Here is a 25963-nt window from a genome sequence, read left to right on the forward strand (position 1 = left end):
CCTCCTCTGCCGGTCAGGTACGTCCTACACCGCGGTCTCCGCGGTGAGGTCGTTGGTCCACGTCGGTGTCTTGATCTTCTTGCGATACGGCACTTTGTCGTTGAACTTGTTCACCGCACGCCCCACCTTATGCAGCGGATGATCGAAGTCGGTGAAGTAGGTGCTGTTGACGATGGGGTAACGCAGCACCCGGAAGACAGGCAACCGGCTGGCATTGCTGCTCTTGCGACCACCTGATTCGGCATAGCGGTCGAATGCACGCTGAATCAGAATCGTGTCGATACCCATGTTTCGCATCGCGTCACCCACCCGCGTCAGAAAGCCCGCGAAGCGGATGACATGCGGGTTGGCCAAGCCAACCGCGCGCACGATCGTCACCGGCTTGAGTAGCGGCGCCACATCCTCTACCAGCATCCGGGAGAACTTGCGGGTACCCAGCATGTCCATGACCGCGAAACCAATTGCCAAATGGCGTGATTCGTCGGAGTTGATCTTGGCGAACACCTCATGGAACAGCGGATCCTCGACCTCGCCGGACAAGAATTTCAGGACGGCGCCGTCGAGCCCGACCTCGAAGAACGGGATGACAGTGGCCATGTAGACGAATGGCAGTCGGCGGTCACCGAGGTTGTCGAACCCGCGCAGCGCCTGCAACAGCGCCTTGATATCGCCGGACTGCGGCGGAACTTCGCCCTCCTCAAGCATGCCCCACCGGCGCATCAGCGCGATCTCGGCATTGGCGTGCCGCTGCTCCTCGGCATGGAAGTAGCTGTAGATCTCCCGCAGCGTGTCGCTGGGCGCAGTAATACCCAGCGTGCCCATCATCCGGCCACCGATGTGCTCGATCCACACCAGGTCCGACATGAACTGCTTGAGGTCGTCGAACTGCTCCGGGTTGATGGTCTCGGCCCCGGGCTTGCCCCAGTCAAAGTCCGCCAGGGTCCACTGCCTGGCCTTGATCTTGACCAGCACATTCTCGAAGAACTCGTCGTTCTTCGAGATGTCCTTGGTGTTCTCTCTGGTCAGCTCGTCCGGGAGCACTGCGGTCATTGGGCTACCCCTAACTTCGTCGTATTGGCGGAAACGAGTTCCTGCTGGGTAAGAATCTTGTAGTCGGCGGCATCCAGATCGGCTAGCGCACGCCGGAATTCGCTTGTCGTACCAGGGAAAAGCTCGCTACCGACGGTTTCAGTGGGCTTGTACCAGCGGAACGCACCATCGCGCCAGGTGGTTCGATCGAATCGCCGTATCGCGCGCGCCTGCTCACGCTCCAGGGGCTCTCGGCGCACCTCGATGGAGACGAATGCCAACGAATCAACCAGGGCCAATGACGCTGCCACATAATCGATTTGCGCTTCGATATGCGACAGGCCCGCCAACGCGTTGGAACCGGAACCGGGGCCGGTGAGCAGGAACAGATTGGGGAATCCGGGCACGTTCACGCCGCGGAAGGCCTTCGGCTGGGAACCCCATTGCTCGTCCAGCGTGGAGCCGTCCACCCCCTTGATGGCGAACGGTGCTTCGATCAGCACCTCGGGAGTATCGAGCGCGAAGACCAGGCAGTCGGCCTTGTGAGTCATGGCATCGGCCGATCGCACTCCAATGGCGCTCACTCCGGTGACAGGCCACGGAACCAACTTGCAATTGTCTTGTTGCAGAGCCGAATAGAAATCATCGGAGAAAAGAACCCGGCGGCTGCCCACACGATAGGCCGGAAGCAGGTTGCGGCGCAACCAAGGATCCTTCACATTGCGGTTGAGATGATTCTCGGCCACCGCCTCGACGAACCGGGTGCCCATTCCCCGCCACACCAAACCCCGGCGCAGCGCCTCATGCGAACGGCTAGCCACCCGTCCCGCAATGGATCCCGATGCACGCGAAAGCAGCCGCCCCGCCGTGCTCGACGATTCTCCGCCCCAGCGCGGCAGCACCCAGTCCGGAGTGCGCTGAAACACCCGCACCCGTGCCGCCTTCTTGACCAGTTCGGGCACCACATGCACCGCGCTGGCCCCCGCTGCGATCACGGCCACATTACGGCCGGTGAAATCGAAGTCCGGGTCCCAGTCCGCCGTATTCAGCATGGGGCCGTCGAACTGCTCGATGCCGTCGAGATGTGGTGGCAACGGTGATGTTCCGGCGCCAACCGCGACGATGACGCGCCGCGCGAAGATCGATTTCTTACCCGCCACCGTGATCCGCCAGGTGGCCTTCGCGGGTTCGTACGCAAGCGCCGTCACCCGATGCCGCAGTCGCAGCACCGGCTCGAGGTTATGCCGCGCGATGAGGTCACGGTGATAGGACAGGACATTGTCGCGGGTGGCCCACACCGAACGGGCGGAGGTGTTGGGTGAAAACGCGTACGACTGCTGCACCGCCAACTCGTCGCCGGCCGCGGAAGCGAATGTGCTGCGCCGCCAGTAGCCGCCGACCTCGGGCGCTTGCTCGAGAACCAGCAAGCTTTCCACCCGGGCCTGGCGCAATCGAGCGGCCATCCCCAGTCCGGCCATCCCGGCTCCGACGACCACTACGTCAACAGGGTTATCGACTGCCATGTGCGCGGTTACCACCCTCATCTTCGTTGACGAATTGCTAACTTACGTCAACGCTAGCAGGCCGAGGGTGCGATACGACAAGAGCTGAGTTAGTCACACGAATCATGGATGTGTGATTTGCATCACACATTCGCACGGGTGTTCTGACTACGAGGACTTGACCTGCTCTTCGAGTACGCCCTGGTAGCGACGCATACCGGCAATCCACCGGTCGTAATCGGCGCCCTTCTGCCGGTACATGTCGAGCACCTGTGGATGCGGCAGCACCAGGAAGGTCTCGGCACGTACCGCATCCAGCGTGATCCGTGCGACGGCCTCGGGTTGCAGTACCGCCCCGGCGGCCGTGATCGAGCTACCGGCCACCTTGGTCGCGGGATCATCGGATTGCGTGAGACCGTCAAGCAAGGGGGTCTTCACCCCCATCGGGCATAGACAGCTCACCCCGATCCCCTTGTCGCCATACGTGATCGACAACCATTCGGCAAAACCGACGGCCGCGTGCTTGGTCACCGAATAGGCCGGTGAACCGAGCTGGGTGAGCAGCCCGGCAGCAGAAGCGACCGACACAAAATAGCCGCGCCCGCGCTCCACCCATTTCGGCGTCAGCAAGGTTGCCGCCCGGATATGTGCGCGCAGATTCACATCGAAGGCGAGGTCCCAAGCGGCCTCGCCGATATCCAGTCCCAGACCACAGCCAATGCCTGCGTTGGCCGCATAGAGATCGACGGGGCCAAATTCCTTCTCCGCCAAGGCGATGAGGGCCTCGATATCGGCGCTCGAGCTGGCGTCGGCACGCTGTCCGATGATGCGGCCCGCCCGCGCCGCGGCAGTGGCTGCCACGGCATCGGCATCGATGTCCGCCGCCACAACCCTGGCTCCGTCATCCGCAAGACCCCAGGCGAGGGCCTGTCCGATTCCCGAACCGGCTCCGGTGACGATGGCGACGCTGCCGTTGATGTCCATGCCCGAACCCTATTGGATGGCGAAAACCCCGACCGCAGCAGCCGCGACGACGAACAGGCCCGCAAGAAGCCATGCCGTGCGGCGCGGATACCGGGTGAATCGCTCCCAGGTGACAGCGGCGGTCAATCCCACCATCCACGCCAGGTGCGCCGAGGGCGCGACGGCCATCGTCAGCATCATCGCCCAGCAGGAACGGATGCACGCCCACCCGCTGGTTGCTCCGAATCGCATGAGGCCCTTGGCCGCCGACCAGCCGTCCGGGGGCAATGGTGTCGAGCGGTGACATTCGCCGAGCGCCCGGCACTTCATCGGAGCGAGCTGCCACATCGCCGTCAGCAGGAGCACGCCCGCGAACAACCACCACCGGTTGACGTTGGCGGCGGCAGGGAGCGCCAGGGTGATGATCAGCCCGACCACCGTCCACATTGCGAGCCAGACCGCCGCATAGAGAACCAGCGCACGCCCACGGCCCCGTGGCACGCTCTGCTCGACGTACCGGACCGCGGGAAGTGTGGCCGGTCCCATCATCGCGATGGTCATGACAATCCAGGAGACGATGGCGACCCACAATGCGGGCTGATGCACCACCGGCGTGGCCATCGGTGCCATGTTCGCGTGATCCATACCGTGCATATGCTCGGCCATGGGCGCTTGCTTGTGGGCGGTGGCGTGCTGCGGTAGGAACGCGAAACCCAACCACGACAACAGAATTATCGCGGTCGCGATCCCTGTGTATCTGCCAGCCGCCAGTTCTCTGACGCGCTGGATCGCGTTGGCGACCATCAGTAAGAGAATATCTTGCCGACGCGCACCTAGCTTGCAGATTCGATCATCGTTCGCAGTGCGCGCGGCAGCGTCCGCTTGGACCGATACGGACCGACTACAGCCGCACCGGCTCGGCCGCTGAGCAACTGCCGGGCGATGCCATTGACTTCGTCGACCGTCACCGCCTCGATCTTGTCCAGGGTCGCCGAAATCGTGCGGTGCTTACCGTTGTTCAGTTCGCTGCGGCCCATTCTGTTCATGCGAGACGCCGAATCCTCAAGCCCCAGAACAAGCCCGCCGGACAGCGCACCCTTGGCCCGCTCAATCTCCGCCGCGGTGAATCCGCCCTCGACGACCGACCCCAATACCTGCGAGGTCACCTTGGCCACCTCATCGAAGCGCTCCGGTGAGCAGCCCGCGTACACCGACAACGCTCCGGTATCGGAGAAGGTGTCCACCGTCGAGTAGACCGCGTACACCAGTCCACGCTGCTCGCGAATCTCTTGGAACAGGCGGGAACTGAGCCCACCACCCAACGCGCTGTTGAGCACCGACAACGCCCAGCGGTACTGCCAGCCACGTCCGGGGGTACGCACGCCCAGCGACAGGTGTACCTGCTCGCCGTCCCGCGACACCAGTTCCAGACCCGGTGTTGCGGTGACTCGACCGCTCCCCTTACGGGGCGCCACCGTCTTCACCGAAGAATCCAGATGCGACTTGAAGTACTTGCGCGCCAAGCGCACTACGCGATCGTGCTCGATGTTCCCGGCCACGGCCAACACCATGCGCTCGGGCCGATACCGGCGGACGTGAAACGAATGCAGCTGGGACCGCGTCATCGTCGATATGGATTCCGAGCAGCCGAGCACACTGCGGCCTATCGGATGATCTCCGAACAGAGCCCCGAGGAACGCCTCCCCCAACAGATCCTCGGGGTCATCGTCGCGCATCGCGATTTCTTCGAGCACCACATCGCGCTCGACCTCGACATCCTCACTGGCGCATCGCCCGCGCAGCACCACATCAGCCACCAGGTCGATCGCCAGCTCCAGATCGGAGTCCAGCACGTGTGCGTAGTAGCAGGTCTGCTCGCGTGCGGTGAACGCGTTCAGCTCACCGCCGACGGCGTCAATCGACTGTGCGATATCGGCCGCCGACCGGGTGGGCGTCGACTTGAAAAGCAGGTGTTCGAGGAAGTGTGCCGCACCGGCGACACTGCGCCCCTCATCGCGCGAGCCGACGTCGACCCACACGCCGACGGACGCCGAGCGCACCGAGGGCATTGCCTCGGTGACTACTCGGAGACCACCCGGAAGGACCGTGCGACGTACGGCGCTCGGAACGCTACTCCGCGACGGCATCTGCCGGCTTGGCCTCGGCCGCACCGTTACTGTCGGCGGAAGCATCCGCGGCCTCGTCGTCGCCGACGGGGACCAGCGAGATCTTGCCGCGGTTGTCGATGTCGGCGATCTCGACCTGAATCTTGTCGCCGACCTTGACCACGTCCTCGACCTTGGCGATCCGCTTGCCCTTGCCGAGCTTGCTGATGTGCACCAGTCCGTCACGGCCCGGAAGCAGCGACACGAACGCACCGAAATCAGTTGTCTTGACCACGGTTCCGAGGAAACGCTCACCGATCTTGGGCAACTGCGGGTTGGCGATGGCGTTGATCTTGTCGATCGCGGCCTGCGCCGCCTCGCCGTTGGAGGCGCCCACGAAGACGGTGCCATCATCCTCGATGGAGATGCTGGCGCCGGTCTCCTCGGTGATCGAGTTGATCATCTTGCCCTTGGGCCCGATCACCTCACCGATCTTGTCGACCGGCACCTTGATCGTCGTGATGCGCGGCGCGTACGGGCTCATCTCGTCGGGTGCGTCGATGGCCTCTGCCATCACCTCGAGGATGGTGGCGCGAGCGTCCTTGGCCTGCGACAGCGCGGCGGCCAGCACCTGCGACGGGATGCCGTCGAGCTTGGTGTCGAGCTGCAGAGCCGTGACGAAGTCCTTGGTGCCGGCGACCTTGAAGTCCATGTCGCCGAAGGCATCTTCGGCGCCCAGGATGTCGGTGAGCGCAACAAAGCGACGCTCGGTGGTGCCGTCGGCCAGTTCGATGTCATCGGACACCAGGCCCATGGCGATACCGGCGACGGGAGCCTTCAGCGGCACACCGGCATTCAGCAGCGACAGCGTCGAGGCGCAGACCGAACCCATCGAGGTGGATCCGTTGGAGCCCAACGCTTCCGATACCTGACGGATGGCGTACGGGAACTCCTCGACGCTCGGCAGCACCGGCATGAGCGCACGCTCGGCGAGCGCACCGTGGCCGATCTCGCGACGCTTGGGCGAGCCGACGCGGCCGGTCTCACCGGTGGAGAACGGCGGGAAGTTGTAGTGGTGCATGTAGCGCTTCGAGGTCTCCGGCCCCAGCGAGTCGATCTGCTGGGCCATCTTGACCATGTCGAGGGTGGTGACGCCCATGATCTGGGTCTCGCCACGCTCGAAGAGCGCGCTGCCGTGTGCTCGCGGGATCACAGCGACCTCGGCGGACAGCGCGCGGATGTCGGTGACACCGCGGCCGTCGATGCGGAACTGGTCCTTCAGGATGCGCTGGCGCACCAGCTTCTTGGTGAGCGAACGGAATGCCGCGCCGATCTCCTTCTCGCGGCCATCGAAGCCCTCCTGCAGACGGCCTAGAACCTCGACCTTGATTTCATCGGTCTTCTCGTCGCGCTCGGCCTTGCCCGCGATGGACAGCGCCTGTGACAGCGGCTCGGTGGCCACGGCAGCGACGGCGGCGAACGCGTCGTCCTGGTAGTCGGGGAACAGGGGGTACTCGCCGACGGGCTTGGCGGCCTTCTCGGCCAGCTCCTGCTGCGCGGTGCACAGCGCGGCGATGAACGGCTTGGCGGCCTCAAGACCCTCGGCGACGACGGCTTCGGTGGGAGCGCCTGCTCCGCCTTCCACAAGCGCGATGACGTTGTCGGTGGCCTCGGCCTCGACCATCATGATGGCGACATCGTCGGCGGTCTTACGGCCGGCGACGACCATGTCGAACACGGCCGTCTCCAGCTGCTCGATCGTCGGGAACGCAACCCACTGGCCGTCGATCAGGGCCACCCGGACGCCGCCGACGGGGCCGGTGAAGGGCAGCCCGGCGATCTGCGTGGACGCCGAGGCGGCGTTGATGGCCAGCACGTCGTACAGGTCGGCGGGGTTCAGGCTCAGCACCGTCACCACGACCTGGATTTCGTTGCGCAGCCCGCTGACGAAGGTCGGGCGCAGCGGCCGGTCGATGAGACGACACGTCAGGATGGCGTCGGTGGAGGGACGTCCCTCACGGCGGAAGAAGGAGCCGGGAATCCGGCCCGCGGCATACATCCGCTCCTCGACGTCAATGGTCAGCGGGAAGAAGTCGAAATGATCCTTGGGGCTCTTGCTGGCGGTCGTGGCCGACAGCAGCATGGTCTCGTCATCCAGGTAGGCGACGACGGAGCCGGCGGCCTGCTGGGCCAGCCGCCCGGTCTCGAACCGAATGGTGCGGGTGCCGAAGGTCCCGTTGTCGATGGTCGCGGTGGACTCGAAAACGCCTTCTTCAATTTCTGTAACAGACATAAGTTCTGGAATACCTCTCATACATTCTCAGTGAGCAGCACGTGGCTGCATTGGGCATGCGTGCCATCACGCGGTCAGCGCGCGGACGTACCAGCGCGAAGTGGACCCGGAAGGTGATCGGCCACGGCCGTTCGATCGAAGCGGCCGGGAAATCGTTGAGCACAAGCGTCGAACCCGGCAGCCACTACCGAAGACCGCCCGTTACCCGGCGGGACCAGCATGACAACCCAGACACCCTATCACCTGCGGCGTTTGCGGCCATGCACCTTGATCAGGGCAGTTCCTCCACGCATACGGTGAAGTTGCGATCGACGTACGGGTAGCCAAGCCCAGTGATGCATTCGTCGGCAGTCGAGACTTCCTGCAGGACTTGGGTGACGCGTTTCTTGTTCTGAGCATTGACGTCGTTGCAGTCAACCCGCACCGGGTCACCGTCCCATTTGTCGGGGACGCTCATGCAGCTGCCGACTACCCAGTCGATGTCCAGGCACAGAGCTTGACTCTTGCGACCGAAACCGCGCTTGGCGTAATACGAGGAGTCGGCGTCACGCGGACAGTCCGCATCGGTCGCCGTCTTGGCGAAGACCTTGAAATTGGACTGAGGACTGCCGCACGGTTCTTTCACCAGCTTGGCGTGCTGATCGGTGCCGCTGAGATTGACGCAGTCACCGACGGCCAGGCCATCGGTGGCGGCTGCCATCGAACACGCCGACAACAGGACCGCACCGACAACGACAAGAGCGACAGATACCGCGCCTCGGATTCCAGAACGACCCAGCCGAGGAGAAGACAAAGTCAGCGGCGCAGACCCAGGCGCTCGATCAGCGAGCGGTAGCGCGCGACGTCGACCTTGGCGATGTACTTGAGCAGCCGGCGACGACGGCCGACCAGCAGCAGCAGACCACGACGGCTGTGGTGGTCGTGCTTGTGAGTCTTGAGGTGCTCAGTCAGATCGACGATGCGCTTGGTCAGCATCGCGACCTGGGCCTCAGGAGAACCGGTGTCGGTCTCGTGCAGCCCGTACTGGGTGAGGATTTCTTTCTTCTGCTCGGTAGTCAATGCCACGGCAAGCTTCTCCATCACTGGGGTTCGCGTCGAATGTTTCTGGTGGGCCACCGCGAACTGCAGCTCACACCGGTGTTGGAGTGTACCGGCGGGCTAGCCTCGCGCCAAAATCGTGCGAGCTTTCTGGGCATCGCGCCCCATCTCGTCCACGAGTGCGTCGACCGAATCGAACTTCTCCATGCTGCGGACCCGCGCCACGAAATCCACCGCGACATGCTGGCCGTAGAGGTCCGCCGCGGTGTCCATGATGAACGCCTCGACGGTACGGGCCTTGCCGGAGAACGTGGGGTTGCTGCCCACCGAGACGGCCGCTTGATAACGCTCACCCGGCACGACGGTTCCCATGGTGGGACCATGCCCGAGCAGCGTGAACCAGGCCGCATACACCCCGTCGGCGGGGATGGCGGCGAACATCGGCGGCGCCACGTTGGCCGTCGGGAAGCCCAGTTCCCGCCCGCGCCCGTCGCCGCGGACCACAACGCCTTCGACGCGGTGGGGACGGCCCAGTGCTTCGGTAGCCGCCACCATGTCGCCGGCGTCGACGCAGGATCTGATGTACGTCGAGGAGAACGTGACCGCATGCTCGGTGACGAGAGAGACAGCGTCGACCTTGAAGCCGAATCGCTCGCCTGCCTTCTTGAGCATGTGGACATTCCCGGCGGCTTTCTTGCCGAAGGTGAAGTTCTCCCCGACCACCACCTCGGCCACGTGCAGACGCTCGACCAGCAGTTCGTGCACGTATCGCTCGGGCGAGAGTTTCATGAATTCAGGGGTGAACGGCACCACCAGGAAGACATCGACACCCAGCTCCTCGGCCAGTTCGGCGCGCCGAGTCAGGGTTGTGAGCTGGGCCGGATGGGTTCCCGGGAACACCACTTCCATCGGGTGAGGATCGAAGGTCATCAGGACGCTCTTGAGATTGAGCTCGCGCGCCGCCTTCACCGCGCGCCCGATCAGTTCGGCGTGACCTCGGTGTACACCGTCGAATACGCCGATCGTCAGAACGCACCGACCCCAATCGGACGGGATTTCGTCTTGCCCGCGCCAGCGTTGCACGGCATAAAGCCTACTTCGGAAGATGCGAGAAGGCCGACTTGGCTTTCGGGACGCGGCGCCTGGTTGGGCTGAGCATCCCTCGGCGCCTGGTTAGGCTAAGCATCGTGAGCCCCACTCGATCCGACCGACCCGCCGGATCCGCCGACACCGACCTGACGACGGTTGCCCAGGACTACCTCAAGGTGATCTGGACCGCGCAGGAGTGGTCGCGCGAGAAGGTAAGCACCAAGATGCTGGCCGAACGCATGGGCGTGTCGGCGAGCACCGCCTCCGAGTCGATCCGCAAGCTGGCCGACCAAGGTCTGGTGGATCACGAGAAGTACGGCGCCGTGACGTTGACGAGCCAGGGCCGCAAGGCCGCGGTGCTCATGGTCCGCCGGCATCGGCTGCTGGAGACATATCTGGTCAACGAGCTCGGCTACGGATGGGACGAGGTACACGACGAGGCCGAGGTACTCGAGCACGCTGTCTCGGATCTGCTGCTGGCCAAGATCGACGCGAAGCTCGGTCACCCGCAGCGCGATCCACACGGCGATCCGATTCCCGGCCCCGACGGGCAGGTACCCACTCCCCCGGCTCGCCAGCTGTCGGACTGCGCCAACGGTGACACCGGCGTAGTCGCACGAATCTCCGACTCAGATCCTGAAATGCTGCGCTACTTCGACACGGTCGGTGTGGCATTGGATGCCCGGGTGACGGTCGACGAACGACGGGACTTCGCGGGAACCATCTCGGTGTCCATTGACAGCGCGGGCCCAGACAGCGGGGAAAAGAAGCTGGAGCTGGGAAACCCGGCAGCTCAATCGATTTGGGTCGTACTCGACTGAAATGACCGACCACGCGGCGTGTGAGTGCCTCCTGTGTGTCGACTACGGCGACCGCCATGACTACAACGACAGCGATCGCGACATCATCGGCAGCGTCACCGAATACGGTTGGAGTGCACTGGGAATCGGCCCCACTTCGGCGGAGGAAAGCCCACCGTTTGCCTACACCGTGGGACTGTGGCACACCATGCGTCTGCCCGAGCTGGCGATCTACGGGGTCAACGACATCACCATGATGCAGCGTGCTCTGAACGCGGTCGCCAAGCAGGCACAGGAAGGGCGGGCACTGCAGGTCGGCGAGGCGTTCGATGATGTGCTGGCCCTGCCCGCGGTGGACGACTACCAGGTCAAGCTCTCGCCCATCGATCCGAGTTGGTATGACAACGAGTTCGGGTTCGGGCTGTGGTTCAACCGGACCAACCGTGTGCGGTACCTGCAGATCCTCTGGCCCGATGGCGAGGGCCGATTCCCCGGGAACCCCGAGCTCGATCCGCATTTCGCCGACCGACAGCCGCTGATGTGGATGCCCAGGGAATTGCACCCGCCAAGCCGGTGGATCCGCCCGACCGACTGACCGCTACAGATTCGCCGGACGCAGCACCACCACCGACGTGGTGCGAGAACCCTTATCGGCCAACAACGCGATGACGCGATTATCGGCATCCACCGCCGCGTAAGTACCCTCGATGCCGACAGCCGATAACGGACGCCCATTGCGCACCGAATCGACCTCCGCCGCATCCAAGTCACGTCGAGGGAATCCATCCCGGCAGGCAGTGTCCAGATCCAGCGTCAACGTCGCATCGTCGGCAAGCTCTTCGAGAGTCCGCGCCCGCTCCAACGAGAAATCACCAACCCTGGTGCGCCGCAATGCTGTCAGATGCCCACCCACACCCAGCGCGGCCCCCGCATCGCGGGCCAGTGCCCGAATGTAGGTCCCCGAGGAGCAGTCGACCTCCACATCCACATCGACAGAGCCATCGCCCGGCCGCCGCACCGCCAACACATCGAACTGCGAGACGCGCACGGGCCTGGCCGCCAGCTCGACGGACTGCCCCTCGCGCGCGAGCTTGTACGCGCGCTGCCCGTCCACTTTGATAGCGCTCACCGAGGATGGCACCTGTTCGATGTCCCCGCGCAGCCGGGCCACGGCCGCCTCGATATCCGTGTCGGTCAGATGGGAGGCCGAAACAGTTTGCAGCACCTCACCTTCGGCGTCATCGGTGCTGGTGTTCTGCCCAAAACGGATGGTGGCCGCATACGACTTGGTGGTCAACGTCAGCAGTCCCATGATCTTGGTGGCTCGTTCAATGCCGATGACCAGTACCCCCGTGGCCATCGGATCGAGAGTGCCGGCATGCCCGACCTTGCGCGTGGAAAACAGCCTCCGGCAACGCGATACCACGTCATGGCTCGTCATTCCGGCGGGCTTGTCGACAATCACGAGGCCCGCACGGCTCAAGGGATCGGTCACGGCACCACGATGGCGGTCAAGATCAGACCCTTGTCGATGATCCACCGGCCGTCGAACGTCGAGAGGACGCTGCCGTCGTTGGCCTTACCGTCCACCAGGATTCGAGAGGTGAAGGTCCCGTCCGGGTCGAGCGTGATGTGGGCGTCCTCGAAGCCGAGCCACCGCGTTGTCAGCGGGAACCACGCCTTGTACGTCGTCTCCTTGGCGCAGAACAGCAATCGATCCCAATGCGTGCCCTCGGGTAGGGCGGCGAGTTCATCGCGTTCAATCGGAAGGGTGATCGACTTGAGCACGCCGTTGGGCAAGACGTCATGCGGTTCGGCGTCGATCCCCACCGAACGCACTTCGCCCACGCGGCCCACCACCGCACCGCGAAATCCCTCGGTATGCGTCATGCTGCCCACCACGCCGTGGGGCCACAATGGCTGCCCCTTGTCTCCCTTGAGGATCGGGACCTCGGGTACGCCAAGGACGGATAAGGCCTGCCGCGCGCAGTACCGCACGGTAATGAATTCATTGCGCCGCTTGGCCACCGACTTGGCAATCAGCGGTTCCTCCTCCGGCAGCGGTGTCAACCCCGGTGGATCCTCATACAACTCGGCCGAGGACAGCACATCGGGAACCACCGAGGCGATCAACTCATCAGTCACTGGCGCGCTCCTTGGCAAGCCGTTCACGGAATCGCTTGGCCGACACCCTCATCTGTTCGGTGATCTCAAAATGACCGCCGAACTCGTTGAGGTATCCGGGTGGATAGTGCGGGGCGGGAAGAATCTGTCTGAGCCACGAATACGGTTTGCGCTGCGCCCATTCCCGCGGATAGCCAACCGATACCTCCTCGAACCGGACGTCGTCATACCAGGTGGTCCGCGGGATGTGCAGATGTCCGTACACCGAGCACACCGCGTTGTATCGGGTATGCCAGTCCGCGGTCTCGGTAGTTCCGCACCACAACGAAAACTCCGGATAGAACAGCGCATCACAGGGTTCACGCACCAGGGGAAAATGGTTCACCAGGACCGTCGGCGTCATCCAATCCAGATCTTCCAGCCGCTTCCTGGTGTACCGCAACCGATCCCGGCACCACGCATCGCGCGTTGCGAAAGGCTCACTGGAGAGCAGGAACTCGTCGGTCGCCACAACATTGCGATCGCGGGCGATCTTGAGCCCCTCGGCCTTCGAGTTGGCCCCCTCCGGCAGAAACGTGTAGTCGTACAACACGAACATCGGCACGATGGTCGCGGGACCACCTTGTTCCACCCACACCGGGTACGGATGCTCGGGAGTGACGACCCCCATCTCATCGCACATATTGACCAGATAGTCATAGCGAGACTGCCCGAAGATCTGCATGGGATCACGCGCGGTCGTCCATAGTTCATGGTTACCCGGCACCCAGATCACCTTGGCGAACCTGCGCCGCAACAGATCCAGCGCGCCCCGGATGTCATCACTGCGCTCGGCCACATCACCGGCGACGATCAGCCAGTCCTCAGGTGAGGCCGGATGCAGCTCCTCGAGAACAGACTTGTTGGCCGACTGCCCGACATGCAGGTCGCTGATCGCCCACAGCCGGGGCTCCCGTTCCTGCGTCATCCGGCCAATGTACCTACAGGTTTATCTTGCAACTCTGTCCCACGTCGAGAACTCGCAACGCACGTCCGCTTCCCACCCAGAACGCGCAGGACAGCGCCAAGTCCGTCAAGAGCCCGTCATCGAGGTGCTCGTGGGCTCGCGCCCAGAACTCGTCGTCCTCACGTAATCCGACATGATCGGTCGCGAAGCGATGCGCGAATTCGGCGGCGATCCGCTCGGCGTCGCTGTATCGCGGCGACGTGCGCCACTGGTCGGCGTCCGCATAGAAGTCGGCGTCCAGCTCTCCGCTCTGAACGAATCGGGTGTTCTGGCACACGGAGCATTCATTCGCGAAGGCCACCGCCATACGTGCGAGCTCTCGTACCCCGATCGGAAGCCGGCTGCGGTTGTAGACCGCGTCTGAAAATCCGGCGAAGCCGGGCGCCATCTCGGGCGAACCCATCAACCAGCCGGCCACATCGTCATCCGCATAATTCCCAATTCGTGCCATGGCGTCACGATACTCCCGGACTAGAACGTGTTCTAGTGTTTTCGGTGTTCCGTATGAGATAGCCAGACACGCGGCTAGACTTCGGCGCACCGCGGCCGATCAGATTGAGGTGAATTCGCATGGCCCAACGGGCAGGCATAGTCCGAGCTGGATTCTGCGTCGCCCTGATGGCGCTGACGCTGGGCGGCCTCGTGGTCTGGCGTACCGCACCCTCGGAGCACACCGCCAGCGCACCGTTCCAGCTGCGGTTCTCCACGGCACCCATGACCGGCCCCGCGAGCACGGGGGCCGCCACCACCACGATCAAATGGCCGGTTGTCCCGGTCACCGATCCGCGTCCCTTTGATCCCTGCTATGAGATCCCCAGCTCGGTCATCGCCGCCGCGGGGCTTGACCAGACGCCACCCGCGCCCGAAGAGGGGCTGCGCTGCCGGTACGACTCGCGCAACAACTATCAGTTGGCCGTCGAGGCCGTCGTGTGGCGCACGTATGAGGACTCACTGCCGGCCGACGGCGTGGAGACAACCATTCAGGGTCACCGCGCGGCCGAGTACAACATCATGAAACCCACAGACTGGAACAACCAGTGGTGGGTGTCCTGCATGATCACCTTCAAGACCAGCTATGGCGTGGTCCAACAGTCGCTGTACTACGCATCGCAGAAGTACTCCCCCGACGGCCCCGGTTGCCTCGTGGAAAACCGCCGGGTCGCAAACATTCTCGCGCCCGCCTACAAGTTCTGAGATCAGATCGGTCAGCCGCGCGCCGCGATGCGTGCCTGTACCTCGGGTCGCCGCAACGGGGGCACCGTCTTGGGCGGCTGACGCCGCGCAGGCAGCACGGCGAGCAGCCGCATCGTCGTGGCCGTCACCTCCGCCACCGCATGCTCGAACGCTTCCCGATTGACATCGGAGGTCTTCTGAATCCCGCTGATCTTGCGGATGTACTGCCGCGCCGCCGCCTCGATCTCCTGGTCGGTCGCGGCAGGTTCCAACCCGCGTAGTTCGGTGATGTTCCTGCACATACCTACGACAGTAGAAAGACAATTCCGATGACGCCATGCCCCACCCACCGGTTAGTTCACATGCGCGTGTATACGTAAGTCATGCCAGTGACGTCATCGGAGCCGTCTAGCGCGCTACGCGAACGCATCGCCGCCGCCGCGCACGAGGTTCTCGCCAGCCATCCCCCCGCTTCTACCCCTGTTACCGAGCTGCTGGGCGCCGTCTACGACGCGGGCCTGGCCTGGGTTCAGTTCCCGGTCGGCCTGGGCGGCCTCGACGCGCCTCCTGCGCTCCAGTCCGTCTCCGACACCATCCTGCGCGCGGCGGGCATGCCAGACCCGTTGTTTATCAACGTGATCGGCTACGGCATGGCGGCACCCACGGTGCTCGCACACGGGCAACCCGAGCTGACCCAGCAGATTCTGCGTCCGCTGTTCACCGGTGAGGAGCTCTGGTGTCAGCTGTTCAGCGAGCCCGGCGCCGGTTCCGACCTGGCGGGCCTGGCCACCCGCGCGATACGCGACGGCGACGAATGGGTCATCAACGGCCAGAAGGTGTGGACCTCTGGCGCCCATCAGGCACGCTGGGCGCTGCTGGTGGCTCGCAGCAATCCCGACGTGCCCAAGCACCGCGGCCTGACCTATTTCGTGGTCGATATGACCGATCCGGGCGTCGAGGTCCGTCCGCTGCGCCAAATGACCGGCGATGCCGAGTTCAACGAGGTGTACCTCACCGATGTCCGCATCCCGGATGCACATCGGCTGGGCAACGAGGGCGACGGCTGGCGAGTCTCGATGACAACGCTGATGAACGAGCGCAGCGCGCTGGGCGGGGCGTTCGACCACGGTCGCGCCGGCGGATCGATCGGCAATGCACTGAATCTGTGGAAGCAACGCCCCGACCTACACACCCCCGAGCTGCGGGCCAAGCTGACAAACCTGTTCGTGCGCTCGGAGGGAAACCGCTACGGCACCCAGATGAGAATCGCCGCCCAGGGCGATGCGCCGATGGGTCCGGAGGGGTCGATCGGCAAGCTGATGGGCGCGGAGCTCAACCAGCAGATCTACGACTTCTGTGTCGAACTGCTAGGCATCGAGGCGACCCTGTACGCCTCCTACGACATGCGGCGCGTCGTCGAGGAGGACCGCCGTGCCGACACCATGTGGGCCTTCCTGCGGTCCAAGGCCAACACCATCGAGGGCGGCACCTCCGACGTGATGCGCAACATCATCGGGGAACGCGTTCTCGGGCTACCGGGCGATATCCGGGTCGACACCGACAAAGCATGGAAAGAGGTGCCCCGTGGCTGAATTCGAGTTCACCGAAGAGCACGGTGACCTGCGTTCGCTGGTGCGTAGTTGGTGCGAACGGGTCTGGACACCCGAGCACGTACGCCAGATCGCCGATGCCGGCACCATCGACCTTGACGCCTGGCGCGCCCTCGGATCCGAGCTGGGTGTCGTGGGGCTGAGCCTGCCCGAAGAATATGGCGGCGGGGGCCTGGGCATAATCGAATTATCCATCGTCGCAGAGGAATTGGGACGAGCGCTCGCTTGCCTACCGTGGATATCGAGCGCAGCGCTGGGCGCCGCCGCACTGGTGGCCAGTGGCGACGGAGACGCCCTTGCCGAATGGGTACCCGCATTGGCCTCCGGCGACAAGACGATCACGCTGGCCGGGGGGCGCACCCGGCTGGCCGATGCCGTCACAGTGTCCGCTGAATCCGATGACGACGGATGGAAGCTCACCGGCGATGCCGAGCATGTTCCAGACGGTGCCACCGCTGACGTGATTCTGGTGCTGGCTGACACCGACTCGGGTCCAACCCTTTTCGCGGTCGATGGGAACGCGCCGAGCGTTGATCGACATGCCCTGGCCACTCTGGATCTGACCCGACGCCAGGCCAACATCCACTTCGACTCGACTCCCGCCCGGGTGATCGGCGAAGTCGGGAACGGCACCTCGGCCGTATCGCACGCGCTGGACGTCGCCGCCACTGCGCTGGCGGCTGAACAGGCCGGTATCGCGGCCCACATGCTGGATGTGACAACCGAATACGCCAAGTCCCGAATTCAGTTCGGACGGATCATCGGGTCGTTCCAGGCCGTCAAGCACCGTCTTGCCGACATGGCAGCAGCGGCCGGGAATGTGCGTGGCGCCGCCTATCATGCGGCATGGTCACATGACGACCCGAGCCTTGACGACCCTGCGCTGGCCACGAGCATTGCCCAGCAGGTAGCGTCCGCGGGAGCGGTAGAGGTAACCGCCAAGGCCATTCAGAGCCATGGCGGCATCGGATTTACCTGGGAACACCCGGCCCACCTGTATTACAAACGGGCCGTCAGCAATTCGGCACTCTTCGGAGGCCGCGCCGTCCACGCCGAACGTATCGCCAAGGAGGTTATCGACGCATGACCGAACAAATTCTCTTGACGCAGACCGAAAACCGGATCTGCACCATCACGCTCAACCGTCCGCAGGCCCGCAATGCGCTGAGCAAGGCGCTCGGCGACGAGATCGTCAGGGCCGTCACCGCCGCCGACGCCGACGACAACATCGACGTGATGATCCTGACCGCCGCCGACCCGGTGTTCTGCGCGGGTGTCGACCTCAAGGAGTTGGGCAGCGGTGATCGGGCCGACACCCTGGATCCGTGGTGGCCGGAGCTGTCCAAGCCCGTCATCGGCGCCATCAATGGAGCCGCCGTCACCGGTGGCCTGGAGCTGGCATTGGCGTGCGACATCCTGATCGCGTCCGAAAAGGCTCGTTTCGCCGATACCCATGCGCGCGTTGGCATCCTGCCCACCTGGGGGCTGACCACGCTGCTGCCACTGTCGGTCGGACGTGGCCTGGCACGGCGTATGAGCCTCACCGGCGACTACCTCTCGGCCGAGGACGCGTTACGAACGGGCCTGGTCACCGAGGTGGTTGCCCACGAGGAACTGCTGCCGGCGGCCAAGCGGCTCGCCGCGACCATCGCCGGGAACAACCAGCCCGCGGTACGTGAACTGCTGGCCTCCTACCGGCGCATCGAGGCCGAGCTTGTCGGCAACGGCCTACAGGTGGCCCTGGACGACGCGCATCGGTGGATCGAGCAGAACTCCATCGCCGAGGGTGTCGAGGAACGTCGCGCCGCGATCATGGCGCGCGGGCGCAGCCAGAACGCCTAGCGGTCGAAGCGGTACAGCGCAATCCGGCGGTCCGGCCGAATATCGAACTCACCCATCGCCGTCCACCCGAGGCGGGCGAGCACCTTGAGAATCGACGGATTGTCGACCGCTGGGTCCCCCATCATCCGGCGACATGCAGGATCGGCCTGGAACACGGCGAACGGGAGTAGCCGGATCCACTCCGAAATAACGCCCCGACCGAGATGCTCGGTGGCAGCAGTCGCTATGTGAAAACCCGTGTCGTGCGGATGAACGTCGTAGATCCGGGCAATCTCATCCCGGGCAGATCGGTACATCTCCACATAGCCTGCCTCGACGCCATCTACCGAGAGGATGCAAGGCAGCGAGTAATGCCCGGCTAGTCGATATGAGGAATCTTCGCGCCACTGCGCGGCCGACCACGGCTGCTCCCATGTCTTGAGCAGATGTGGACGAGCAAACCACTCGCTGAGCATGTCCGGGTCGGCACTATCAGGATTCACCGTCCGCAGTCCGTAGCGGGTGCCCTCAAATGAGGGCAGTGGCGGAGGACCCGCATCGACGACCTCGGCAGCCACATCGGTGATCTCTCGCCCGATTCGATAACCGGTGGGACTGTTCATCGGCGCGAGTGGCTCCGTTCGATCGATCCATGGACCTAACTTAGGTAAGGCTACATTCTAGGAGCATCTATCGCGGCGATCTTTCAACCCCTACATCAGGTGCGGCGCCTCCTTGTGGACTTTGTGATCGTGGTGCACCGTGCCGCCGACTACCGCGAATCCGAGCCCTGCGGTGACGAGTAACGCGATGGCCGCGACCATTCCCCAGCCGTGGTGTCCGGAGGCCAACGCCGCCAGCCCCAGTGCGGTGATCGTGACCGACACCAGCCCGAGGAAGTAGCCGGTCCACACGGCAAATCGATCAAGGTTCATTTCGAAACACCTCCTCATCCAACGTTTCCCAGAATACCCCGCAAGTGACCTGGATCACATAGATGCGGCCTGGCAAACCCCGGATATCATCGGGTGAGCTACACGATCAGGGGGAGAGTTCATGTCGTATCCACAGCAGTATCCGACCGCAGCACCCAGGTACTTCCAGGTGCGGCTCACCAAACACACCGGGATGCTGATCATGTTCAGCACCCGGTCCTACACGATCACCGGCACACTTGAGCAGTGCGAGGCCGCCTACCGCGATGCGCAGACCCATAACCTGGCAGCCGGATGGTGGAGCTTTCTGTCCATACTCGTCATGAACTGGATCGCGATCTTCGGAAACATGGGGCAGATCAGACAGATTCGACGTTTGGCTGCACAGCCTCCGGTTTACCAGAGCTACCCACCGTCGGCATATCCACCGCCACCGGCCGGATATCTGCAGCCGCAGTATCCGCAGTACCCACCGACGCAGTGATCACGAGCCGGAACCCGGCACCGCCCACCGTCCGGACACTGCGCGCCAACCAACCAACATCAGCCGCAACACCAGAAAAAGGGTAAGGCCGGACCAGATTCCGGCCAGTCCCCACCCGTACGCCAGCGACAACCACACCAGCGGCAGAAACCCACACAATGCGCTGATCATGGTGGCGTTGCGCATGAACCGGGCATCGGCAGCACCCAGCAGCACTCCGTCCAGCGCGAACACCACACCCGAAATCGGCAACTGGCACACCAGGAACCACCACGGCACCCGCATCTGATGCAGCACCGCGGCATCGGAGGTGAACAGCCCCGGCAACACCGACGCACCGAGCGCCAGAAGGGCCGCCAACACCACCGCGAAGCCCAGCGAGAACACCGTCACCCTTCGCGCCACAGACTTGGCCTGCGGCACCAGACCGGCTCCCAGCGCGGCGCCGACAAGGGTTTGTGCCGCGATGGCAAGCGAATCAAGAACCAGCGCAAGAAAACTCCACATCTGCAGGACCACCTGGTGCGCCGCCAATGCTGCCGCCCCGAACCGCGCGGCCACCGCCGCGGCACTGATGAAGCAGGCCTGAAACGCCAGACTTCGCACCAGCAGATCACGCGCCAGCACCAGCTGCGCACGCAACACCGGCGGATCCATCCGAAGGTGAACGTGCTCGGCGTGCAGGGCGCGTAAGAAGAGGATCGCGGCCAGCCACTGCCCCACCAGATTGGCTACGGCAGACCCCGCCAAACCCATCCGGGGCGCACTCAGCAACCCGTAGATCAGTACCGGGCACAGCACTGCCGAAACCGCAAAGCCGACAATCACATAGCGCAACGGCCTGACTGTGTTCTGCACTCCCCGCATCCACCCGTTGCCGGCGAGTGAGATCAGGATCGCGGGCGCCGCGAAGATCGCGATACGCACCCACGTGAGGCCTTGAGCCGCTACATCGGGCGCCGCAGCGATAACCCGGACCACCGGCGAGGCCACCACATTCACCACGAGCACCACGGCGGCCCCGATGATGAGCGCCAGCCAGGTTGCCTGTACTCCCTCATGAACCGCACCGGGACGATCACCAGAGCCGAATCGCCGTGCGGCGCGGGCGGTGGTGCCGTACGACAGGAAGGTCAGTTGCGTCCCGACAAGAGAAAGCACCAGTCCCCCGACGGCCAAGCCCGCCAACGGCACCGCGCCCAGCCGACCGACCATGGCGATATCGAAAAGTAGATACAGCGGTTCGGCCGCCAGCACTCCCAGCGCGGGTACCGCCAAAGCAATGATCCGGCGGGCCAGCCCGGACATGCCGGCCGTGCCGGTGGCGTCAGTCAAGGGCGCGAACCAGCGCCGCCACCACCTCGTCGACCGGGCCGGTCGCCGAGAACCCGGCGGCCAGCCGATGTCCACCGCCACCGAAGGTGCCCGCTACCGCGGACAGGTCCACCGCAGAGCGAGCCCGCATCGATATCGACCAATGGTCCGGCTCGATCTCCTTGAACACCACCGCAACCTCGGCCTCGGTGGTGGTGCGGACGATATCGACGATCGACTCGACTTCCTCGGTGCGCGCGCAAGACCAGACATCGTGGGTAACAACGGCATACACCAATCCCGCGCCCCCGACGGCATCGGGAATCAGCTCCGCGGTGCCCAATACACGCGACAAGATCGGCAACCACACAAACGGATGTGAGTCCATGAACGTACGGGTGATGTTCACACCGTCAGCACCCAAGTCCAACAGCCGCGCGGCCAACCGGTGCCCCTGCGCGGTAGCCCAACGGAAGGATCCACTGTCGGTGACCAGACCGGCGTACAGACAATGGGCCATCTCGGGGGTGATGTCCACCCGCCACGCATCGAGCAGCCGCGCCACCATCATCGTGGTCGAATCAGCCTCGATGTCAACGTAATTCGCCGTACCGAAGAGCTCATTGGACACGTGGTGATCGATGACCAACACCGGGGCGGGACCCTCGACCAGCTCGCTGAGTTGACCTAGCCGCCGCACGCTCGGGCTGTCGACCGTGACCACCAGATCGGGGTCGCGACGCAGCTCGTGCGGTGGGACCAGTAGCTCCGCACCCGGCAGCGTTCCCACCGACTCCGGAGGTGTTGCCGGCGCCCCGAAACTCACCTGAACATCGACACCCTTGGCCACCAGCACCTGACCAAGAGCCAACCCGCTGCCCACGGTATCGGCGTCGGGATGCACGTGGCAGATGATCACCACTCTCCTGGCCTTGGCCAGGAGCTCCACCGCACCCTCTACGTCTACGCGTGCCCCCACGGCACCCGTCTCAATCGGGACGGCGCTCATCGTCCTCGTCGGGTGCAGATTCCTCGTCGGGAGACGCCTTATAGGGATCGGCGTCACCGGCATGGACGGCTCCCTGGCGGACCTCGGCGAGCGCGGCATCGGCCGCGCGCGTCCGGTCCAGCAGTTCCTCCATGTGACGGGCGGAATCGGCCATCGTGTCGAGCACGAAGGTCAGGGTGGGCGTGAACCTCACTCCGGTCCCGGCACCCACCTTGGTTCGAAGCACACCCTTTGCCTTTTCTAGCGCAGCCGCCGCGCCGGCGAGATCCGGCTCGTCGGACAGAGTCTGCCCCATCACGGTGTAGTACACGGTCGCATCGTGAAGATCGTTGGTCACCCGGGTATCGGTGACCGTGACCATCGTCAGCCTCGGGTCCTTGATTTCGTACTCGATCGCCGAGGCGACGATGGCTCCGATCCTCTTGGCCAGTCGCCGCGCGCGAGCCGGATCGGCCACGTTAGACCCGTTCCTTCTCGCGGAGTTCGTACGCCTCGATGACGTCGCCTTCCTTGATGTCGTTATAGGTCAGCGTCAGACCGCACTCGTAACCGTCGCGGACCTCGACAACGTCATCCTTCTCGCGCCGCAGCGAAGAGATGGTGACCGTCTCGGCAACCACGATGTTGTCGCGCAACAGTCGTGCCTTGGCATTGCGACGAATAATGCCCGAGGTGACCAGGCAACCGGCGATGTTGCCGACCTTGGAAGACCGGAACATCGCACGAATCTCGGCGCGACCCAGCTCGACCTCTTCGTAGACCGGCTTGAGCATGCCCTTGAGCGCGCTCTCGATCTCGTCGATGGCCTGGTAGATCACCGAGTAGTACCGAATGTCGACACCCTCGCGGTTGGCCAGCTCTGTCGCCTTGCCCTCGGCCCGCACATTGAAGCCGATGATGATGGCATCGGAGGCCGAGGCCAGGTTGACGTTGGTTTCGGTGACACCACCGACACCACGGTCGATGACCCGCAGCTGCACCTCGTCGTCGATCGCGATACCGAGTAGCGCCTCTTCCAGGGCTTCGACCGTACCTGCGTTGTCGCCCTTCAGGATCAGGTTCAGCTGGCTGGTTTCCTTCAGCGCGGCATCCAGGTCGTCCAGGCTGATCCGCTTGCGGCTACGAGCAGCCAACGCGTTGCGCTTGCGCGCACTGCGACGGTCGGCGATCTGCCGGGCGATGCGATCTTCGTCGACGACAAGCAGGTTGTCGCCGGCACCGGGCACCGAGGTGAAGCCGATGACCTGAACCGGACGTGACGGCAGTGCCTCTTCGACGTCTTCGCCATGCTCGTCCACCATGCGGCGCACACGACCGTATGCGTCTCCGGCGACGATCGAGTCGCCGACCCGCAGGGTGCCGCGCTGGATGAGCACCGTGGCCACCGGACCGCGACCGCGGTCCAGGTGCGCCTCGATAGCCACACCCTGGGCCTCCATATCGGGGTTGGCCCGCAGGTCCAGCGCCGCGTCGGCGGTCAGCAGGACCGCCTCCAGCAGCGCATCGATGTTGGTGCCCTGCTTGGCGGAGATGTCCACGAACATGGTGTCGCCACCGAAGTCCTCGGCCACCAGGTTGTACTCGGTGAGCTGCGCCCGGATCTTGGCCGGGTCGGCACCTTCCTTGTCGATCTTGTTGACCGCGACCACGATCGGCACGTCGGCCGCCTGGGCGTGGTTGATGGCTTCCACCGTCTGCGGCATGACGCCGTCATCGGCAGCGACCACCAGGATCGCGATATCGGTGGCCTTGGCGCCACGGGCACGCATGGCGGTGAACGCCTCGTGACCCGGGGTGTCGATGAAGGTAACTAGTCGCTCGTTGCCGTCCAGCTGGGTGAGGACCTGGTAGGCACCGATGTGCTGGGTGATGCCACCGGCCTCGCCCTCACGGACGTTGGCCTGCCGGATGGTGTCGAGCAGGCGGGTCTTGCCGTGGTCGACGTGACCCATGACGGTGACGACCGGCGGGCGGACCTCGAGGTCCTCTTCGCCGCCCTCGTCCTCGCCGTAGGTGAGGTCGAAGGACTGCAGCAGTTCACGGTCCTCGTCCTCGGGGCTGACGACCTGAACGTTGTAGTTCATCTCGCTGCCCAGCAGCTCGAGGGTCTCGTCACCCACAGATTGGGTGGCGGTCACCATCTCGCCGAGGTTGAACAGCGCCTGCACCAGCGAGGCCGGGTTGGCATCGATCTTCTCCGCGAAGTCGCTCAGCGAAGCACCGCGAGCGAGCCGGATGACCTCGCCGTTGCCATGGGGCAACCGCACACCACCGACGACCGGCGCCTGCATGTTCTCGTACTCGGCGCGTTTTGCCCGCTTCGACTTGCGACCGCGCTTCGGGGCACCGCCGGGACGGCCGAACGCACCAGCCGCGCCACCGCGCTGACCAGGACGGCCACCTCCGCCGCCACCACCGGGGCGACCGCGGAAACCGCCGGCACCGGCGCCGGGAGGACCACCAGCGGGAGCGCCGCCACCGGCACCGCCGCCGCGGTAGTTACCGCCGCCGCCACCACCGGGACCGCCCGGACGTCCGCCACCGGGACCACCGGGACGTCCGCCACCGGGACGGGGACCACCGCCGGGACGCGGCGGACGCGGACCCATGGATCCGGGCGACGGTCGCGGTGGCATGTTGCTCGGGGAAGCTCCCCCGGGGCGAGGAGCTCCGGGACGCGGCGCTTGCGGCCGCGGCACAGCCGGACGTTCGACCGGTTGTGCCGAAGAGAACGGGTTGTTGCCGACGCGCGGTACTCGAGGAGCACCGGGCTTGGGGCCGGGCGTGGCGCCCGGCCGGGGTGCCGGCGCGGCAGGTGCGGGAGCGGCTGCTTCCGCAGCGGGTGCCGGCGCGGCGCTCGGCTTGGGAGCCGCGGGCGCAGCGGGTGCGGGTGCGGGCACCGGTGCGGCCGGAGGCTCCGGCGCTGGGGGCGCCTCGACAACCGGCTCAGCGACCTTCTTCGGGGCCGGCTTGGGGGCTCCGGGCTTGGGACCGGCCTTCTTCGGTGCCGCCGCCTCGGCAGGCGCACCATTGGACGCGGCGGGCTTATCGCCGCCGCCGAATGCCTCACGAAGTCGCCGCGCGACGGGGGCTTCCACCGTCGAGGACGCGGACTTCACAAATTCGCCCTGATCGCTCAGTCGGGCGAGAACTTCTTTACTGGTCACACCGAGTTCTTTAGCTAACTCGTGTACCCGGGCCTTGCCTGCCACTGCTCTCCTGTCTGCGAGGCAGCGGCTTCAGGCGCCGTGCCTCGTGTTAGCTGTGATGGACGATCATCATCGACGCTTCACGGTGTGCTCATTGTTTGTCGTTGCCAATCTCTTGGTATTGCTCAACATGTTCGAAGACCACGGAGGTATCCGGGGTTCCGCCGATCCGCAGCGCTCGAGCGAAAGCACGCCGTTTCACCGCCAGGTGATAACACTGCGCCGACCTGTGCAACCACGCACCTCGGCCGGGCAGCCTGCGGCGGGTATCGACAACAACATGCCGATCATCCGCAGCAACCACACGAAGCAGATCTGCAGCCAACTCTCGTCCCCGACAGCCGACGCATGTCCGTACCGGTTTACCGGTCGGGGCATGTGCGAACGCCGAAGTCTCGCGCTGGATCACGGCTTAGTCTACCGTCCGCGACACCTTATTTATGAATCGGGCCACAGCCT

The 25963-nt window shown here is 64.5% G+C and carries 28 protein-coding genes; 7 read left to right on the forward strand and 21 right to left on the reverse strand.

Annotated features, from left to right (window positions below):
• Window positions 1-24: 24 nt before the first annotated feature.
• The 9 genes from BB28_RS15370 to BB28_RS15410 all read right to left on the reverse strand — a co-directional run bounded on the left by BB28_RS15370 (window position 25) and on the right by BB28_RS15410 (window position 10013).
• A complete protein-coding gene (locus BB28_RS15370) occupies window positions 25-1050 on the reverse strand; it encodes a hypothetical protein (protein WP_046254121.1) in 1026 nt (341 codons plus the stop codon).
• Entirely contained in the window at window positions 1047-2567 is a 1521-nt protein-coding gene (locus BB28_RS15375) for a flavin-containing monooxygenase (protein ID WP_046255878.1), read from the reverse strand. Before BB28_RS15375 ends, BB28_RS15370 begins: the two co-directional genes overlap by 4 nt.
• Before the next feature lie 132 nt (window positions 2568-2699).
• The gene (locus BB28_RS15380) at window positions 2700-3515 is read right to left on the reverse strand and encodes an SDR family oxidoreductase (RefSeq protein WP_046254122.1); all 816 of its coding nucleotides are present in this window, start codon (window positions 3513-3515) and stop codon (window positions 2700-2702) included.
• Between the two features lie 9 nt (window positions 3516-3524).
• Window positions 3525-4298, reverse strand: coding sequence for a copper chaperone (locus BB28_RS15385; RefSeq protein WP_081252275.1), 774 nt, complete (start codon window positions 4296-4298; stop codon window positions 3525-3527).
• Window positions 4299-4327: 29 nt separating this feature from the next.
• The gene (locus tag BB28_RS15390) at window positions 4328-5641 is read right to left on the reverse strand and encodes a M16 family metallopeptidase (protein WP_075874263.1); all 1314 of its coding nucleotides are present in this window, start codon (window positions 5639-5641) and stop codon (window positions 4328-4330) included.
• On the reverse strand, window positions 5625-7892 hold the full coding sequence (locus BB28_RS15395) for a polyribonucleotide nucleotidyltransferase (protein WP_046254124.1): 2268 nt from the start codon (window positions 7890-7892) through the stop codon (window positions 5625-5627). The genes BB28_RS15390 and BB28_RS15395 overlap by 17 nt, the downstream gene beginning before the upstream one ends.
• 271 nt (window positions 7893-8163) lie before the next feature.
• Window positions 8164-8670, reverse strand: coding sequence for an LppU family putative lipoprotein (lppU, locus tag BB28_RS15400; protein ID WP_046255880.1), 507 nt, complete (start codon window positions 8668-8670; stop codon window positions 8164-8166).
• Between the two features lie 17 nt (window positions 8671-8687).
• On the reverse strand, window positions 8688-8957 hold the full coding sequence (gene rpsO / locus BB28_RS15405) for a 30S ribosomal protein S15 (protein ID WP_030093922.1): 270 nt from the start codon (window positions 8955-8957) through the stop codon (window positions 8688-8690).
• A gap of 93 nt (window positions 8958-9050) precedes the next feature.
• Window positions 9051-10013: a bifunctional riboflavin kinase/FAD synthetase gene (locus BB28_RS15410; protein WP_030093923.1), complete on the reverse strand. Its 963-nt coding sequence runs from the start codon at window positions 10011-10013 to the stop codon at window positions 9051-9053.
• 104 nt (window positions 10014-10117) lie between these two features.
• On the opposite strand from BB28_RS15410, the gene mntR reads away from it, so the two are divergent.
• The gene (gene mntR / locus BB28_RS15415; protein ID WP_030093924.1) at window positions 10118-10840 is read left to right on the forward strand and encodes a manganese-binding transcriptional regulator MntR; all 723 of its coding nucleotides are present in this window, start codon (window positions 10118-10120) and stop codon (window positions 10838-10840) included.
• Window position 10841: 1 nt separating this feature from the next.
• Window positions 10842-11414, forward strand: coding sequence for a DUF4262 domain-containing protein (locus BB28_RS15420; RefSeq protein ID WP_046254125.1), 573 nt, complete (start codon window positions 10842-10844; stop codon window positions 11412-11414).
• 3 nt (window positions 11415-11417) lie between these two features.
• On the opposite strand, the gene truB is transcribed toward BB28_RS15420, so the two are convergent.
• The 4 genes from truB to BB28_RS15440 are packed head-to-tail and all read right to left on the reverse strand — an operon-like array spanning window position 11418 to window position 14400.
• Entirely contained in the window at window positions 11418-12314 is an 897-nt protein-coding gene (gene truB / locus BB28_RS15425) for a tRNA pseudouridine(55) synthase TruB (protein WP_075874265.1), read from the reverse strand.
• Complete coding sequence (gene pptT / locus BB28_RS15430) at window positions 12311-12952, reverse strand: 4'-phosphopantetheinyl transferase PptT (RefSeq protein ID WP_109550735.1); 642 nt, start codon at window positions 12950-12952, stop codon at window positions 12311-12313. The genes truB and pptT overlap by 4 nt, the downstream gene beginning before the upstream one ends.
• A 4-nt stretch (window positions 12953-12956) precedes the next feature.
• On the reverse strand, window positions 12957-13910 hold the full coding sequence (locus tag BB28_RS15435; RefSeq protein ID WP_030093932.1) for a metallophosphoesterase family protein: 954 nt from the start codon (window positions 13908-13910) through the stop codon (window positions 12957-12959).
• 13 nt (window positions 13911-13923) lie between these two features.
• Window positions 13924-14400 (reverse strand): carboxymuconolactone decarboxylase family protein, encoded by a 477-nt coding sequence (locus BB28_RS15440; RefSeq protein WP_057966146.1) that lies wholly within the window; start codon window positions 14398-14400, stop codon window positions 13924-13926.
• 119 nt (window positions 14401-14519) lie between these two features.
• Between BB28_RS15440 and BB28_RS15445 the strand changes: the two genes are divergently transcribed.
• Window positions 14520-15143, forward strand: a complete 624-nt coding sequence (locus BB28_RS15445; RefSeq protein WP_046254128.1) for a DUF3558 family protein — start codon at window positions 14520-14522, stop codon at window positions 15141-15143.
• Window positions 15144-15154: 11 nt separating this feature from the next.
• Here the strand turns inward: BB28_RS15445 and BB28_RS15450 are convergent, their stop codons facing one another.
• The gene (locus BB28_RS15450; RefSeq protein ID WP_046254129.1) at window positions 15155-15424 is read right to left on the reverse strand and encodes a DUF2277 domain-containing protein; all 270 of its coding nucleotides are present in this window, start codon (window positions 15422-15424) and stop codon (window positions 15155-15157) included.
• Between the two features lie 81 nt (window positions 15425-15505).
• Between BB28_RS15450 and BB28_RS15455 the strand changes: the two genes are divergently transcribed.
• The 3 genes from BB28_RS15455 to BB28_RS15465 are packed head-to-tail and all read left to right on the forward strand — an operon-like array spanning window position 15506 to window position 18574.
• Window positions 15506-16714 carry an acyl-CoA dehydrogenase family protein gene (locus BB28_RS15455; RefSeq protein ID WP_046254130.1) on the forward strand — a complete coding sequence of 403 codons (1209 nt, stop codon included), beginning with the start codon at window positions 15506-15508 and terminating at the stop codon, window positions 16712-16714.
• A complete protein-coding gene (locus tag BB28_RS15460) occupies window positions 16665-17819 on the forward strand; it encodes an acyl-CoA dehydrogenase family protein (protein WP_046254131.1) in 1155 nt (384 codons plus the stop codon). Before BB28_RS15455 ends, BB28_RS15460 begins: the two co-directional genes overlap by 50 nt.
• The gene (locus BB28_RS15465; RefSeq protein WP_046254132.1) at window positions 17816-18574 is read left to right on the forward strand and encodes an enoyl-CoA hydratase; all 759 of its coding nucleotides are present in this window, start codon (window positions 17816-17818) and stop codon (window positions 18572-18574) included. Before BB28_RS15460 ends, BB28_RS15465 begins: the two co-directional genes overlap by 4 nt.
• Here the strand turns inward: BB28_RS15465 and BB28_RS15470 are convergent.
• Window positions 18571-19176 carry a GNAT family N-acetyltransferase gene (locus BB28_RS15470; protein ID WP_046254133.1) on the reverse strand — a complete coding sequence of 202 codons (606 nt, stop codon included), beginning with the start codon at window positions 19174-19176 and terminating at the stop codon, window positions 18571-18573. The genes BB28_RS15465 and BB28_RS15470 overlap by 4 nt on opposite strands.
• 90 nt (window positions 19177-19266) lie before the next feature.
• Complete coding sequence (locus tag BB28_RS15475) at window positions 19267-19488, reverse strand: membrane protein (RefSeq protein ID WP_046254134.1); 222 nt, start codon at window positions 19486-19488, stop codon at window positions 19267-19269.
• A 121-nt stretch (window positions 19489-19609) separates the two neighbouring features.
• On the opposite strand from BB28_RS15475, the gene BB28_RS15480 reads away from it, so the two are divergent.
• Window positions 19610-19972, forward strand: a complete 363-nt coding sequence (locus BB28_RS15480) for a hypothetical protein (protein ID WP_046254135.1) — start codon at window positions 19610-19612, stop codon at window positions 19970-19972.
• On the opposite strand, the gene BB28_RS15485 is transcribed toward BB28_RS15480, so the two are convergent.
• The 5 genes from BB28_RS15485 to BB28_RS24640 form a co-directional block, all read right to left on the reverse strand.
• Complete coding sequence (locus BB28_RS15485) at window positions 19973-21280, reverse strand: MATE family efflux transporter (RefSeq protein ID WP_046254136.1); 1308 nt, start codon at window positions 21278-21280, stop codon at window positions 19973-19975. It lies immediately after the preceding gene.
• A gap of 19 nt (window positions 21281-21299) precedes the next feature.
• The gene (locus BB28_RS15490; RefSeq protein ID WP_046254137.1) at window positions 21300-22295 is read right to left on the reverse strand and encodes a DHH family phosphoesterase; all 996 of its coding nucleotides are present in this window, start codon (window positions 22293-22295) and stop codon (window positions 21300-21302) included.
• Window positions 22276-22752 carry a 30S ribosome-binding factor RbfA gene (rbfA, locus tag BB28_RS15495; protein WP_030093943.1) on the reverse strand — a complete coding sequence of 159 codons (477 nt, stop codon included), beginning with the start codon at window positions 22750-22752 and terminating at the stop codon, window positions 22276-22278. The genes BB28_RS15490 and rbfA overlap by 20 nt, the downstream gene beginning before the upstream one ends.
• A gap of 1 nt (window position 22753) precedes the next feature.
• On the reverse strand, window positions 22754-25507 hold the full coding sequence (gene infB / locus BB28_RS15500; protein ID WP_046254138.1) for a translation initiation factor IF-2: 2754 nt from the start codon (window positions 25505-25507) through the stop codon (window positions 22754-22756).
• An 88-nt stretch (window positions 25508-25595) separates the two neighbouring features.
• Window positions 25596-25913, reverse strand: coding sequence for a YlxR family protein (locus BB28_RS24640; RefSeq protein WP_075874266.1), 318 nt, complete (start codon window positions 25911-25913; stop codon window positions 25596-25598).
• Between the last annotated feature and the right edge of the window lie 50 nt (window positions 25914-25963).

This window comes from Mycobacteroides chelonae CCUG 47445, from assembly GCF_001632805.1.
Taxonomy (GTDB): Bacteria; Actinomycetota; Actinomycetes; order Mycobacteriales; family Mycobacteriaceae; genus Mycobacterium; species Mycobacterium chelonae.